Annotated in this window: 12 protein-coding genes; 5 read left to right on the forward strand and 7 right to left on the reverse strand. The window is 64.5% G+C overall.

Going from position 1 to position 14,524, the window contains the following annotated elements; all coding sequences use genetic code 11:
• Window positions 1-4: 4 nt before the first annotated feature.
• Window positions 5-1,612 carry a carboxyl transferase domain-containing protein gene (locus AB4Y35_RS00380; RefSeq protein WP_368702928.1) on the reverse strand — a complete coding sequence of 536 codons (1,608 nt, stop codon included), beginning with the start codon at window positions 1,610-1,612 and terminating at the stop codon, window positions 5-7.
• A gap of 35 nt (window positions 1,613-1,647) precedes the next feature.
• Window positions 1,648-2,829, reverse strand: coding sequence for an isovaleryl-CoA dehydrogenase (locus AB4Y35_RS00385; RefSeq protein WP_368702929.1), 1,182 nt, complete (start codon window positions 2,827-2,829; stop codon window positions 1,648-1,650).
• A 194-nt stretch (window positions 2,830-3,023) separates the two neighbouring features.
• Here AB4Y35_RS00385 and AB4Y35_RS00390 point away from each other — a divergent pair, with 194 nt between their 5' ends.
• Complete coding sequence (locus AB4Y35_RS00390) at window positions 3,024-3,749, forward strand: TetR/AcrR family transcriptional regulator (protein ID WP_069261702.1); 726 nt, start codon at window positions 3,024-3,026, stop codon at window positions 3,747-3,749.
• Window positions 3,750-3,770: 21 nt separating this feature from the next.
• Here the strand turns inward: AB4Y35_RS00390 and AB4Y35_RS00395 are convergent, their stop codons facing one another.
• From AB4Y35_RS00395 to AB4Y35_RS00410, 4 genes are read right to left on the reverse strand one after another with little or no spacing between them, the layout of a single operon-like run.
• Complete coding sequence (locus AB4Y35_RS00395) at window positions 3,771-5,258, reverse strand: chemotaxis protein CheW (RefSeq protein ID WP_368702930.1); 1,488 nt, start codon at window positions 5,256-5,258, stop codon at window positions 3,771-3,773.
• 11 nt (window positions 5,259-5,269) lie between these two features.
• Window positions 5,270-5,821, reverse strand: coding sequence for a chemotaxis protein CheD (locus AB4Y35_RS00400; RefSeq protein ID WP_368702931.1), 552 nt, complete (start codon window positions 5,819-5,821; stop codon window positions 5,270-5,272).
• Entirely contained in the window at window positions 5,805-6,647 is an 843-nt protein-coding gene (locus AB4Y35_RS00405) for a protein-glutamate O-methyltransferase CheR (RefSeq protein ID WP_368702932.1), read from the reverse strand. The genes AB4Y35_RS00400 and AB4Y35_RS00405 overlap by 17 nt, the downstream gene beginning before the upstream one ends.
• Before the next feature lie 15 nt (window positions 6,648-6,662).
• Complete coding sequence (locus AB4Y35_RS00410; protein WP_368702933.1) at window positions 6,663-8,360, reverse strand: methyl-accepting chemotaxis protein; 1,698 nt, start codon at window positions 8,358-8,360, stop codon at window positions 6,663-6,665.
• 840 nt (window positions 8,361-9,200) lie between these two features.
• Here AB4Y35_RS00410 and AB4Y35_RS00415 point away from each other — a divergent pair.
• Window positions 9,201-9,599: a hypothetical protein gene (locus AB4Y35_RS00415; RefSeq protein ID WP_368702934.1), complete on the forward strand. Its 399-nt coding sequence runs from the start codon at window positions 9,201-9,203 to the stop codon at window positions 9,597-9,599.
• Window positions 9,600-9,624: 25 nt separating this feature from the next.
• Window positions 9,625-10,173: a hypothetical protein gene (locus tag AB4Y35_RS00420; protein WP_342918989.1), complete on the forward strand. Its 549-nt coding sequence runs from the start codon at window positions 9,625-9,627 to the stop codon at window positions 10,171-10,173.
• Window positions 10,174-10,267: 94 nt separating this feature from the next.
• Here AB4Y35_RS00420 and AB4Y35_RS00425 read toward each other — a convergent pair whose 3' ends face one another.
• Window positions 10,268-13,441: a transglycosylase domain-containing protein gene (locus AB4Y35_RS00425; protein ID WP_368702935.1), complete on the reverse strand. Its 3,174-nt coding sequence runs from the start codon at window positions 13,439-13,441 to the stop codon at window positions 10,268-10,270.
• 225 nt (window positions 13,442-13,666) lie between these two features.
• On the opposite strand from AB4Y35_RS00425, the gene AB4Y35_RS00430 reads away from it, so the two are divergent.
• Both AB4Y35_RS00430 and AB4Y35_RS00435 read left to right on the forward strand, forming a co-directional pair.
• Complete coding sequence (locus AB4Y35_RS00430) at window positions 13,667-13,999, forward strand: hypothetical protein (protein ID WP_028202622.1); 333 nt, start codon at window positions 13,667-13,669, stop codon at window positions 13,997-13,999.
• Window positions 14,000-14,220: 221 nt separating this feature from the next.
• The gene (locus AB4Y35_RS00435) at window positions 14,221-14,490 is read left to right on the forward strand and encodes a hypothetical protein (RefSeq protein WP_368688721.1); all 270 of its coding nucleotides are present in this window, start codon (window positions 14,221-14,223) and stop codon (window positions 14,488-14,490) included.
• Window positions 14,491-14,524: the final 34 nt, after the last annotated feature.

Raw genomic sequence — 14,524 nt, forward strand, 5'->3', positions numbered from 1 at the left:
CGCATCACATGCGGAACACGCCGAAGCGCGTCTCTTCGATCGGCGCGTTCATCGTGGCGGAAAGGCCCAGGCCGAGCACATCGCGCGTTTGCGCCGGGTCGATCACGCCGTCGTCCCACAGGCGAGCGCTCGCGTAATACGGATGGCCCTGCAACTCGTATTGATCGCGAATCGGCTGCTTGAACGCGTTTTCTTCCTCGGCGCTCCACGTGCCGCCCTTCGCTTCGATGCCGTCGCGGCGCACCGTGGCGAGCACGGATGCGGCCTGCTCGCCGCCCATCACCGAGATACGCGCGTTCGGCCACATCCACAGGAAGCGCGGCGAATACGCGCGGCCGCACATGCCGTAGTTGCCCGCGCCAAACGAACCGCCAATGATGACCGTGAATTTCGGCACCTTGGCCGTGGCCACGGCCGTCACCATCTTCGCGCCATTGCGCGCAATGCCCTCGTTTTCGTACTTGCGGCCCACCATGAAGCCCGTGATGTTCTGCAGGAACACGAGCGGAATCTTGCGCTGGCAGCACAGCTCGATGAAGTGCGTGCCCTTCAGCGCCGACTCGGAAAACAGAATGCCGTTGTTCGCGATGATGCCGACCGGGTGGCCCCAGATGTGCGCAAAGCCCGTCACGAGCGTGGTGCCGTAGCGCGCCTTGAATTCGTCGAAAGCCGAGTCGTCGACGATGCGGGCGATCACCTCGCGCACGTCGAAGGGCTTGCGCGTATCCACGGGAATCACGCCGTAAAGGCTTTTCGCGTCGAAGCGCGGCGGCAGCGGCTCGCGCAGCACCACGGGCGGCGTTTTCGTGCGGTTCAGATTGCCGACGATCGAACGCGCAATGGCCAACGCATGCGCATCGTTTTGCGCGAGATGGTCGACCACGCCGGAAAGGCGCGTGTGGACGTCGCCGCCGCCCAGGTCCTCGGCGCTCACTTCCTCGCCCGTCGCCGCTTTCACGAGCGGCGGGCCGCCGAGGAAAATCGTGCCCTGGTTCTTCACGATGATCGACTCGTCGCTCATGGCCGGCACATACGCGCCGCCCGCCGTGCACGAGCCCATCACCACGGCGATCTGCGGAATACGCTGCGCAGAGAGATTCGCCTGGTTGTAAAAGATGCGGCCAAAGTGATCGCGGTCCGGAAACACCTCGTCCTGATTCGGCAGGTTCGCGCCGCCCGAATCGACGAGATACACGCAAGGCAGGTTGTTTTCCTGGGCGATTTCCTGCGCGCGCACGTGCTTCTTCACCGTGACCGGATAGTACGTGCCGCCCTTCACCGTGGCGTCATTGCAGACGATCACGCATTCCTGCCCCGCAATGCGGCCAATGCCCGTGATGATGCCCGCACCCGGCGCGTCGTCGTTGTACATGCCGTAGGCCGCGAGCTGCGAGAGCTCCAGAAACGGCGTGCCCGGATCGACCAGCTGCGCGATGCGATCGCGCGGCAGCAGCTTGCCGCGCGAGAGGTGCTTGTCGCGCGCGGCCTCGCCGCCGCCCAGCGAAAGCTTCAGGATCTTCTCGCGCAGGTCCGCGACGAGCGCTTCCAGTGCCGCGGTATTGGCCTTGAAGTCTTCCGAACGCGGGTTGAGCTTCGATTCGATGACCGGCATCCCGTCCTCCCTTCGTTACCGTGAGTTGCTCAGGATTACATCGTTTCCGCGAACAGCTCGCGGCCGATCAACATGCGGCGAATCTCGCTCGTGCCCGCGCCGATTTCGTAGAGCTTCGCGTCGCGCCAGAGACGCCCGACCGGATACTCGTTGATATAGCCATTGCCACCGAGGATCTGGATCGCTTCGCCCGCCATCCACGTGGCCTTTTCCGCGGTGTAGAGAATCACGCCCGCGCAGTCCTTGCGCACCTGGCGCACGTGGTCCCGGCCGAGCGTGTCGAGCTGGCGGCCCACCGCGTAGAGATACGCGCGGCACGCCTGGTAGGTCGTATAGAGGTCCGCGACCTTGCCCTGGATGAGCTGGAATTCGCCGATGGCCTGGCCGAACTGCTTGCGGTCGTGGATGTACGGCACGACCGCATCCATGACCGCGGCCATGATGCCGGTGGGACCGCCCGCCAGCACGGCGCGCTCGTAGTCGAGGCCGCTCATCAGCACTTTCACGCCGCCGTTGAGCTGGCCGAGGATGTTTTCTTCGGGCACTTCCACGTCCTGGAACACCAGTTCGCCCGTGTGCGAACCGCGCATGCCGAGCTTGTCGAGCTTCTGCGCAACCGAAAAGCCCTTCATGCCCTTCTCGACGATGAACGCCGTCATGCCGCGCGAACCCGCTTCAGGGTCGGTTTTCGCGTACACGACCAGCGTGTCGCAATCCGGGCCGTTGGTGATCCACATCTTCGTGCCGTTGAGCACGTAGCGGTCGCCCTTCTTTTCGGCGCGCAGCTTCATGCTCACGACGTCCGAGCCGGCGTTGGGCTCGCTCATGGCGAGCGCGCCGATGTGCTCGCCGGAAACGAGCTTCGGCAGGTACTTGCGCTTTTGCGCCTCGCTGCCGTTGCGGTGGATCTGGTTCACGCACAGGTTCGAATGCGCGCCGTACGAGAGGCCGACCGACGCGGACGCGCGCGAGATTTCCTCCATCGCGACCATGTGCGCCGTGTAGCCCATGTTCGCGCCGCCGTATTCCTCCGAGACCGTCATGCCGAGCACGCCCAGGTCGCCGAACTTGCGCCAGAGGTCCATCGGGAACTGGTCGGTGCGGTCGATTTCGCCCGCGCGCGGCGCGATTTCCTTCGCCGCGAAGCCGGCGATGCTGTCGCGCAGCATTTCGACTTCTTCGCCAAGCGGGAACTGCAAACCGGGTACGTTGCTCATGTGTGTCTCCAGGGAATCTCGAACCGGGCGTAGCTTCGCCCCATGGACGCACATTTCACGCCAGATTTACGTTAACGTCAATAGGTATTTCTGAGTGACGCTCAAGTTGTCATGTAGATGAAATTTCCTTGTCGGGCGGCGTTTTTTTCGCGGATAATTCATTTCATCCTGACGTAAATTGAATCAAGCTCAATATGGAAGCCGTTGCCCGGAAAGCCGTCCTGCCCGCGTCGCGCCGCCAGCCGGCGGGCCGCAAGTCGCAGCAGCGCGTGCGCGAGATCCTGCAGGCGGGGCGCGAAGTGTTCTCGGAAAAAGGGTACGCACGCGCCACCACGGCCGAGATCGCCCAGCGGCTCGGTGTGTCCGAGGCGACGGTGTTCAGCTACTTTCGGGGCAAACGGGAGTTGTGCGCGCGCGTGATCGGCGACTGGTATGACGAATCGATCGCCGCGATCGAAGGCGGCCTGCCGCGCGACGGCACCGTGCGCCAGCAGTTCGCATTCATCGTGCGCATGCATCTGCAGTTGATGCTGGAGAGCGGCACCGGCATCTGCGAACTGGTGCTCTCGGAAGGCCGCACGCGGCACCATGATCTGAGCGAAGCGCTCGTGGAAATGCAGCGCCGCTACACGGCGCCGCTCATGCGCGTGCTCGCGCGCGGCCAGGAGAGCGGACAGATCCGCAACGACCTGCCGCTGCGGCTGCTGCGCTCGCTGGTCTTCGGGCCCATGGAGCATGTGCTGTGGGACGCGACGCTCGCCAACCGCCGCACGGACATCGACGCCACGGCCGAGCGCCTCGTCGATGCGCTCTGGTCGGCGCTGCAGCCGCCCAACCTCGAACTCGCCGCGCTCGCGCAGTTCAGCCAGGACGTGGGCGAAGCCGTGCGCCGGCTCGAGCGCGAACGCGCCGCGCGCTAGCCGGCACGCGCTCGCCGGCGATCAGACCGCCGCTTCCTCGGCCACGCGCGCGCAGAGCGAAGCGGGGTCGAGCAGCATCAGCGTGCCCTTGCCCGGCAGCTCCACCGCTTCGCGCATGTCGCTGTGCACGCGCGCGCCTTCGTTGCGCGTGAACGCCTGCGGCAAGGTCAGCTGGGCCGAGCCGGTCAGCGTGACGATATCGTCGACCGAATCGACCAGCAGTCCGTATTTTTCGCGCTCGTATTCGACGATGAGCACTTTCGCAGCCGCGAGATCCTCGTACGGCGGCATGCCGTACATCGCGCGCACGTCGATTACGGTCACCAGCACGCCGCGCAGGTTCAGCATGCCGCGCACGACGCCGGGCAGCCCCGGCGTAGGCACGATGTCGTCGCGATAGTCGATCACCTCGCGCAACTGGGCGATGCGCACGCCGATCAACTGGCCGATGCGGAACGTGACGAGCGTTTGCCGCGCGCCCGCGCCGCGTTTTTGCGCCGCCTGCGCAAGGGCGTTTCGATACAGATCGCGATGACCCGCGCCCAGCGCAACGACTCGCTCGTTGGCAAACAACGCGTCGGCGTTCATGAGCAGCACGCCCGCGCCGCCTTCGGCCGCCAGATAACCCGCGAACAGCGAGCGCTGCGCATTGCCGCCATAGGCCGGCATGGGCAGCAGGCCTTCTTCGCGGTACGCAACGATGCTCGCCACTTCGTCCACCAGCATGCCGAAGTGCAGGTCGTTGCGATGAAGCACGACGATGCGCCGCTCGTCCACGCGCGCTCCGTCGCCGCTCACGCGCGCGAAGCCCAGCAACGCGCTGAAATCGAGCACAGGAATCGTCGCGCCGCGCAGGTTCAGCATGCCGATGCAGACCTCGCTGGCCAGCGGCGACTGCTGCAGCGCCGGCACGCGGATGATTTCCTGGATCGCGTCCATCGGCAGCGCGAGCGCCGTGGCGCCCACCTTGAACGAGACGTTCTGGCGGCGCTGGCCCTGGTGCGCACGCCGCTGCGCCGCGGGTGGCGCCGTTTGCGCGAGCTGCGGCATGTCGCGCAGGCTGAGCAGCACCGCGGGCGCGAGCACCTGCAAAATGCGCTCGCCGCCATCGAGCTTGAGTATCGCGTCGATCGCCATGGGCGGGCTGCCCTCGGGCACGTCGAGCGTGATGACCTGCTCGTGCGGCACACGCAGAATCTCGCCCGTCGCGTCGAACAGCAGCCCCACGCGTACGCCGGCGGATTCGACAATGGCGACCTTGCGCGCCGTGCCCGCACTCTCCGCATTCAGGCGCAGCAACAGCCGCAGATCGACCACGGGAATCAGCGTGCCGCGCAGGTTGAATAGCCCGAGCAGATAGGGCGGCGCAAGCGGGATCGCAGTGAGCGCCTCGGGCGGGTTGACGACTTCCTGCAGGGCGGCCACCGGCAAGGCCAGCTCGGTGCCCGCCAGATGGAACGACCCGTACAGCTCGACATTTGGGCCGGCGGCAAGCGTGCGTAGACTCATCGGGTGACTCCTTATCCGGGCAACTGCGAGGGCGACTGCGCGGGCACGGCCGAAGACTGCGGCTCGAGCGAGCGCGAGAAGTGGCGTACGGCGTAGTGCTGCTGTTCGCAGTCGATGGTCAACTGGCGTCCGCACTCGCCGCCCACGTCGACGTGCACGAGTTTCAGACGCGCATCCGTCAGCATCTGGCGCGCGATGCGAACGTTCAGTTCTCCGATTGGTTCGTGGATCGTCGTGCGGTGATGCATCATGTTCGCGCCGCCCGCGAGCACGGCCTCGATATCGCCGTCGCGGGCCTCGTCCGCGCGCATCATGGCGAGCAGTCTCGGCAAGGCTTCGATCACGTACTTCGCGCCGTTGCCGGCCTGCGGCGCGCCAGCCGCCCGCGCGCCGCCCATGGGCTCGGGCAGCAGACAATGCGCGAGCCCGTAGGTCCCACGCGAGCGCCACAAGAGGCCGATGCCCACGCACGAGCCCAACGTCGCGCGCAGAATCTTCGCCTCCTCGCCGCTGCTCACGGCGATCTCACACATTCGCACCTGCACGTCACGCTGGATGCTCATGTTCACGTTCCTCGTTGCGATAGATGAGCGGCTGCTCGAAGGCGAATCCCGCTGCGACGCGGCTCAACGATTCGGACTCGCCCACGATCAGCACGGCGCCTGGCCGCATCGCCCGCCGAACGTTGGCGAGTACGGCCTTCTGGCCTTCGAGATCGAAATAGATCAGGACGTTGCGCAACAGGACCAGATCGAACGGACCCAGATCGCGCGGCACGTCATAGAGGTTGTGGCGGCGAAAGCTCACGTGCGAGCGCAACGCCTCGTTCACGCTGATCGCCGCCGGATCGCCGCGGAAATACCGCTGCACGAGTTCCGGCCGCTGCTGGCGCAGGCTCTCCATGCTGCGGCCGGCGTAGTGCCCGGCACGCGCGGTCGCAAGAATGCCGTCCGAGATATCGGTGCCGACGATCGCGTAACGCAGCGATGGATGCTGCAAACGAAACTCCTCGCACAGCATGGCCGTCGTCCACGCTTCCTCGCCGCTCGAGGCCGCCGCCGACCAGACGCGCAACGGCTCGCCCATGCGCTTCGCGGCCCAGCGCGGCAGGAATTCGCGCATCAGATATTCCCAGATGCGCGGCGTGCGAAAGAACGACGTTTCGTTCGTCGTCACGAGATCGATGAAGTCGCGCACTTCGTCCGTGCTGCCGTCGAGCACGCGCAAATAGTCGCGATAGTCCGGCAGCCCGAGCGTCATGATGCGGCGGCGCAAGCGGCCCTTGAGCATGGTCCACTTGCGCTCGTTCATCGCGATGCCGGTATGTCGGCGCACCTGCTCGAACAGCGCGTTACGCACCGACGGCTCGGCATCCTGATCGATATCCACTGCAGCCTCCAGACTTCACACCACGAAGCGCGCCACCGTCGTGTCCAGACCCAGCGCGCCGCCCTTGAGCGACGCTGCCGCCCTGGCGATCGTGTCGCACGCGCCCGCCGACTTCTCGGTTTCCTCGGCCACCTGCTGAATCGCCGCGCTCACTTCGCGGGCCGCAATGAGCTGCTCGTCCGCGCCGCAGGATATTTCCGAAATGGCCTGGGTCGCGCGGCTCACGCCAGCCACGATCTTCTCGAACGCCTCGCCCGCCTGCTTCGAGATTTCGCTGCCCTGCGCCACGCGTTTGACCGACTCGTTGATGAGCTTCGAGATCTCCTTCGTCGCCTGCGAAGAGCGTTCAGCGAGCTTGCGCACTTCGTCGGCCACCACGGAGAAGCCAAGGCCGTGCTCGCCCGCGCGGGCGGCCTCGATCGCCGCGTTGAACGCGAGCAGATTGGTCTGGCTCGCGATCTCGCCAATGACCTTGATGATCTCGCCGATATCCTCGGACGAGCGGTTGATCAGCTCCATGGCCTCGATCGATCGCGTCACGGCCTTCGCGCCGCGCTCCGCTTCCTGCTGCGTGTCCTTGGCGAGCTGGTCCGCGCCGCGCGAGTTGTCGGCAATCGAATTGATGGACGCGGTGAGTTCCTCGATCGACGCGTTCATTTCCTCGACCGTCGCGCCGAGCAACTGCGCGCCGCTCGCCACGGTGTCCGCGCGTGCGGCGATGTCCTGCGAAGAGTCCTTGAAGGTGCCCGCCGATTCGACCACCTTGCCGATCACGCTCGCGAGGTCGCTCATCATGCCCTTGATGCCGGAAGCCAGTTGATCGATCGGTTCGTCGCCATGCACCTCGACGTCGCCGGTCAGGTCGCCGGCCGCCGCGCGGCTCACCACGGCGAGCAGCTTCTCGACCTTGCGCTGGTCGTCCTGGGCACGGCGCTGCACGCTTTCCTCGAGTTCGACCTGGGCGGTCACGTCGTTGGCGAACTTGATGACCTTGTAGAGCCGGCCATTCACGTCGAAGATCGGGTTATAGGTTGCCTGGATCCAGACTACGCGGCCGCCCCTGGCGATGCGCTTGTAACGTCCCGCGTCGAACTCGCCGCGATTGAGCTTGGCCCAGAACTCGCGATAGTCGGGGCTGGCCGCGTACGCCTCCTCGCAGAACAAACGGTGGTGCTTGCCGAGGATTTCTTCCAGGCGATAGCCCAGCGTGTCGAGGAAGTTCTGGTTCGCGTGCAGCACGATGCCGCCCGTGTCGAACTCGATCACCGCCTGGGCCTTGTCGATGGCTCGCAGGCGTCCTTCGAATTCCGCGTGCTGCTGCTTGGCTGCCGTGATATCGGTGGCGAACTTGATGACCTTGTAAGGGCGGCTGCTTTCGTCGATCACCGGGTTGTACGACGCGTTGATCCAGATCTCACGGCCGCCGCGCCCGAGGCGGCGGTATTCGCCGCGGTCGAACTCGCCACGGCCAAGCCGCTCCCAGAACTGGCGGTACGCCTCGGTACGCACATAATCAGGATCACAAAATATCCGGTGATGCTTGCCGCGTACTTCCTCGAGCGTATAGCCGAGCGTCGCAAGAAAATTTTCGTTGGCGTGAAGAATGGTGCCTTGAAGATCGAATTCGATTACCGCCTGCACACGATTTAGCGCTGCATTGACTGCGCTTAATTCGCGCAATTCGAGCTGACGATCCGGTGTCGATTGTTCCATGGTGCTGCCCTCGTATTGGTTTCGCTTCGATGCAAATCGGATTGCGGCGTGCCGCCGTCAGGTTCGGGCGATTTCTCTCGGATTTTTTTGTGGCGCTCGTGGCGCATGGATGCAGCATCTCTTACCCGTGCATTAACGGCTCACTATTTGGGTAACTTGACCAGGGGTTTGCGCTAAGGCAAACGTTTTCGTTCCGGCCTTCACTCGAAATTGCGTGACGATTTTCCATAAGACGCAAGCGCTTCGATCCGAAACTTCATTTAATGAGAAATGGGTAATTGGAATGCCATTTCATGCAATAAACATTGAAAACGTTTTAGATCTGACTTATTCGGGTATTTAAAAATAAAGGGAGCAAATTTTACAGTGCGCTTTCACCAAGGATATCGCTCGTGCGACTCGCGATTCATGCACGCCGCATGGCCGCCGACGCGCGGTCCGCATCATGAGCAGCGACATCGCGACAAGACAGGCAAGATCCTCATTCATGTCGGATTCCTTATTAATCATGAAAGCCCGCGCCACCACTCGATGGTGGCAAAGCACGAGGAGTCCATGTCGATCTGGCAAAAGGCCTGGATCTATCCAATTATTACAACCGGTCGACGCACGCTCGCACCTCATTGCACGCATTTCCGGGAAAAATGGAGCGCGAAGCGAGCCGTTGCGCGCCGTACGCACTCCGGGGGCCCTTTGCGCCCTGCCAGTCCGGCACCTTCTGTAACAACTCGAAAAATCGGTGCAACTCGCGTAATTGCATTGGTTCCGGCAATGTCATAGCGTTCGATAATTGGCTGGCGCGCGCCGTTGCTCCGGCCTGCCCGTTTCTGGAGATCGTGTGTGAGAAGGTCGAAACTGTTTCTCGGGGCCGCTGCGGCTGCGCTGATCGGCGTGTGCGGCGTAGCACAGGCGGCGCGTGTGGGCGTGTATTTCGGCGCAGGCGTGCCGTATTACTACCCGGTCGCGCCCGCGCCTTACTACTACGCGCCGCCGCCGGCCGTCATCGTCGCGCCGCCGCCCCAGGCGCCCGACTACATCGAGCAGGGGCAAGCCGGCGCCCCGGCGATGGACCCGCAGCAGGGCCCCGTCTATGCCGCGCCTGGCAATGCAGCAGGCGACCAGCAGGCAAACCCCGACACCTGGTATTACTGCGACGAGTCGAAAACCTACTATCCGTATGTGAAGCAATGTTCGTCGGGCTGGCGCGCGGTTCCCGCCCAGCCGGCGCCGTCGAACTGAACACCTTGAAAATATCGAGCCGCACATGAAATACACGTATCTCGCGCTACTCGCTACAGCGGGGCTGCTGAGCGCATGCGCCGTGACGCCCACGGGGCCGAGCGTGATGGCCCTGCCTGGCACGGGCAAGACCTTCGATCAGTTCCGCGCCGACGACGCGAACTGCCGCCAGTTCGCCTTCCAGCAGGTGGGCGGCGTCACGGCGAACCAGGCCGCAACGGGCGCCGGCGTGGGCAGTGCCGTGGTCGGTACGGCGCTCGGCGCGGCCGCGGGTGCCGCATTTGGCGGCGGCCAGGGCGCGGCCATCGGCGCGGGCGCGGGCCTGCTTGCGGGCAGCGCGGTCGGCATGGGCAACGCGCAGGGCTCCGCGTGGGACGTACAGCGCCGTTACGACTACGCTTATCTGCAATGCATGTACGCCACCGGCAACCGCATCCCCGCGCCCGGCAACATGACGATGTCGCAGCCCCAGCAGTTCCAGGCGCCGCAGCAGCAGTTCCAGACTGCGCCGCAACCGCGCTATTTGCCGCCGCCCCCGCCGGGGTCGCCGCCTCCGCCGCCGAGCGGATACTGAAGCTGAAGCGGATATAAACCGCATAAAGAAGAACGCGAGACCTGGTGCATCTGCACCAGTCTCGCGTTTTGCTTTGGATTCCGAATAACCTGAATCAGTGCACGTCGTCGAATTCGAGCCCCTTGCCGTTCCACACCACACGGCGCATTTCGCCCGACTGCGGGTCGATGAGCGTCATCTGCTGCGCGGCGTGGACAGGATCGGGCTTCTCATCGCGGTCCGTCGCAGACCTGGATTCGAGCAGCGGCTGCAGCACCGGCGCGAGCGACTTCAGCAGTTGCACCGACAACGCGCTCGTGAACGTATAGCGCGCCGCGTACGGCTCATGCACCCATGCCGTGAGCGTGCCGTAGAAGCGGTTGCCGATCACGAACACGAAGGTCGCGCTGCGGTTCACCTTGCGCGATTCGATGAGCCGCGCGCCCGGCGCGTACACGTTGAAGCGCTGGTCGCCGGTACCGGTCTTGCCGTACACGGGCAGCGTCTTGCCGTCGGGGAGCGTCATGCCGTCCGCGAGGCGCTTGGCCGTGCCGCCCTCCACCACCGAGGTCAGCAGCTCGCGCACCACCTGCGAAATTTCCGGCGAGATCAACGCCTGCGGCTGCGCGGACGCATGCACGAAGTGCGTCTCGTACGGCGTGCCGCGCGCGAAGTCGAGCGACTCGAAGCTATGCGTCGGCAGCTTTTCGCCATTGCTCGAAATCAGGCCGATGAGTTGCGCGAGCGCCGCGGGCCGGTCGCCCGACGCACCGATCGCCGCGCCATAAGAAGGCGTGATGCTGTCGAACGGATAACCGACCGCGCGCCATGACTTGCCGATCGCGTCATACGCCCGCAGCTCGATCATGTGGCGAATGCGCCGGTTCTGGGTCGCGTGATACTTCGTCTTGAAGAGCCAGCTGTAGGTGTAAAGGCGCGTGTCGCGGCTCTCCTGCTGGACCTGCGCGAGCGTCGCATCCGGGTGCACGCGCATGTAATTCAGCAGCCACAGTTCGAGCGGATGAATGCCCGCAATATAGCCGCGGTCATTGAGGTTGAATTTATCGATGGCGTACTTGTCGTAGTAGTGCGCGAGGTCTTCGTCGTCGAGCCACTGGAACTTCGTGTTCTTGAGTTGCGCGCGCATCTGTGCATCGAACCACGGCAGCTTGCCGTCGGGTTTCACGCTGCGCAGCACGGTCGCAATGCGCGCCGGGCCCTTGCGCGTGTGCTGCAGCAGGATCGCCAGCGCTTCGTCGTTGCTCTTGCCCGCGTAGCGCGTGTAGAAGCGCTTCATGTAGACCTGGCTCTCACCATCGGCAAACTGCGTGAGAAAACGCGTGCGCACGACAGGATCGTCGAGCCATTGCGCGGGCGGCCCCGACGTCTGGATCATCTCGTAGTGGACGATATCGCGCATGAGCCGCACGAACACCAGATTCACCGAATGCTGGAACGCGCGGTGCACGGTCAGAATCTGCGCGTTGTCGCTCGACTCGAAATTATTGAAGCTTTGCGCGCCGCCGCCGGTGTAGAACGTCTCGCCCGGGCTGGCCGAGTACTTGCGCTCGACGGCCGCTTCCAGCATGGAATGCAGCGAGCGATCGGACGTCTTCGAAAGATAGTCGATCGCCCAGCGCGTAAGTGCGTCGCTCGGATCGACTTGCGGCAGCATCGCGCGCAGCGACTTCGCGTCGTCGGCCGCGTAGCGCGCGTGCAGCGCGCTCACGATCTGCAGATACGTCACGAGCGTGCGCAGCTTCGCCGTCGACCCCAGATTCAGGCGCGCGCCCGAATTGATGTCGAACGGCTGGTTCACGCTGTCCGTTTGCACGCGCACGAGGTTCTCGCCACTGCTGCGCTCGAACAGCGTGAAGCTATACGCGATCTTCGAAGGATCGTCGGCGGGGCGCAGCATTTCGAAGCCGACCAGACCCGCCTGGCGCGCGCCGTCCTTGGTCGCGGCGTCGGCGAGGCGGTCGCTCACGGCCTGCTGCACGCTGTCGACCAGCGTGGACGTGGCGGTCAGATCGAGGCGGTCGAGGTCGTAAAGCGTCTTCAGCCCCAGCGCCTGCATGAGCTGGGTGCGCAGCGTCAGCACCGCCTTGCGCTCAACGAAGGAAACCGGCACGCGCTGCGACGGCTTCGAGCGGTCGAGCGTGAGCTGCGTGGCGAGCGCGGCGTCGCGCAGCGCCGGCGTAATCACGCCGCCGGCGCCGAGCAGGCGGATATAGCTGTCGGTCAGCTTCGCGAGCGCCTCGTTGTTCTTTTGCAGGAAGTACGAAGGCGCGCGCTGGGCGATCAGCAGCGAGAGCACCTGGCGGAACGCCAGCGCCTGCGCGTCGAGCGTCTCCGGCGTCAGCGGCGCGCGCAGGACGCGATTGACTTCGCGGAAGTCGCGCCCATACCAGGCGGCAAGGCCGTCGCCGAGACCGTTGACTTCGCCCACACCCGGCTTGGCGGAGAGCGGCACGGAATTCAGGTAGTGCACGAGAATCTGCTGGCGCGCGGGCATGGTCTGCGGGCCGTCCAGATACGCGCGCAGCGACGCGGACGCGATCTGGCGCAGCTTCTCCGGCGGCGTGGAGGTGCGGCCGCCCGTCGAGTGCCGGAACTTCTCGATCTGCGTGGCGAGCGTGCTGCCGCCCGGCGTTTGCTGATGCTGGTTCACGAGGCGCGCACCCTGATCGACGAGCGCGCGGCTAAAGCGTCCCCAGTCGATGGCGGGATTGCGGTTCGGCTGGTCCTGGGCCAGCAGGTATTTGTCTTCGATGAAAAGCAGCGAGTCGCGCACCACGGCCGGCACCGCATCGAAATTCTCATAGGCGCGCTGCGGATATCGCGTATGGAAGAGCGTGGCACCGGAAGCGTCGCGCAGTACGATGCCGGCCTGATCCTTTTCTTCGAACGGCAGGAAAAGCCCCTCGTCGGCGACGGCGATCATGCGATCTGAATCGCGCGCCTGCGCGGCGATCGCGAAACCGCGTTCCGCAAGCCGGTTCTCGAAGGTGGGCAGTTGCGCATAACCGAGCCGCACGTCGTACGGCCCGTTCGTGGTGGGAAAGCGGATGCTGTGGCTCGGCCCGTTCTCGACCGTAAAACCGATATCGCGCGTGAGTTCGGAGAGGTAGCGCGCCTGCAGGCGCGACGTGTCGATTTCGATCTGAACGATGCGCGCGATGATGACGAGGGCAGCCAGAAACGCGACGACGAATCCCCACTTGACCCACCTGAAGAGTGAGCCAGCGCCAGCGGCGCGAACAGGAAAGCGTACCGATGGGCGGTTCATGCGTATTCTCCTGACGTCACGTCAGATTTCCAGACGGCACCCCTTAAATAGTCTATCTCGCTCCGTAGGTTCTTGCGCGCCAGTATGTAGGGCTTCGCACGCACGTCGCACTGCCGCAACACCGATGCCCGGCGCGTGACAGTTTTGCGGCATTTTGCGTCGGCGCCGTGGCACGGCACATGCTCCCGATATAATGATCGACTATTTCGTTGGATACCGGGAAATATGAAGAAGCTTGCCGTGCCCCTTGCCCTTTCGCTCACGCTCGGCGCGTGCGCGTGGTTTCAGAGCAACCCGGACGCCGGTCAGCCGGTCATCGATTCCACAACCAACCGGTCGGTCCAGGACGTCATCTCGTGCCTGACCGTCGAAGCCTCGCGTCACGGCGCCAGCTTCACCACTTCGCCGCTGCCGCAAGGCCAGATGCTCGAGTTCGGCGACTCGAACGTCATCAAGGTTCGCACCGACAACGGCGCGACGACCTACCGCTATTACGCCGGCAAACGCCACGCCTCGAACCTGTGGATCGAGGGTGCGAGTAAAACCTGCGCGCCTTGAACATTTGACAGGCCGTTTTTGCCGGGCCGCCGTCGCGCGGCGTTTCGCGGCGCCCTTCGCGCCCTTTCTATTACAGCCTTTTACATCGATGCGCGCCGTGTAGCGCGCTGACACATTTTCGGCGGGCGTTTTAAGAATCGCTTAAGTCTTCGTCCGCATCATCGCTTCACCTAGAAGAAACGAACGCTGCAGGAGGTTCCGTGAAACAGCAAGACCCGCAAATCCAGGCGACCAGTCAGGTCGACAGCGAGGCCACGCCCGGCGCGAAGCCCGCTCGCCGCACCTTGTTGCGCCGGTTGCTGAGCCACCACGAGCTTGCGACCCTCCTGTTGCTGCTGCATGCGCCGATCGACGCGCACGCCAAACCGGAGATTCCGATGCTCAAGGAAGCCGGCCTCGTCGAGCAAGTGCAGGACGACGCCGGTGACCCGCGCATCCGCCTCACGACGGAAGGCAACGCCGTGCTGCAAGGACTCGGCCTCGCGCGCTGAGGTTGCCGCGCGCGGCGCGCGACGCACCAGACAA

Source organism: Paraburkholderia sp. EG286A (assembly GCF_040965375.1).
Classification (GTDB): Bacteria; Pseudomonadota; Gammaproteobacteria; order Burkholderiales; family Burkholderiaceae; genus Paraburkholderia.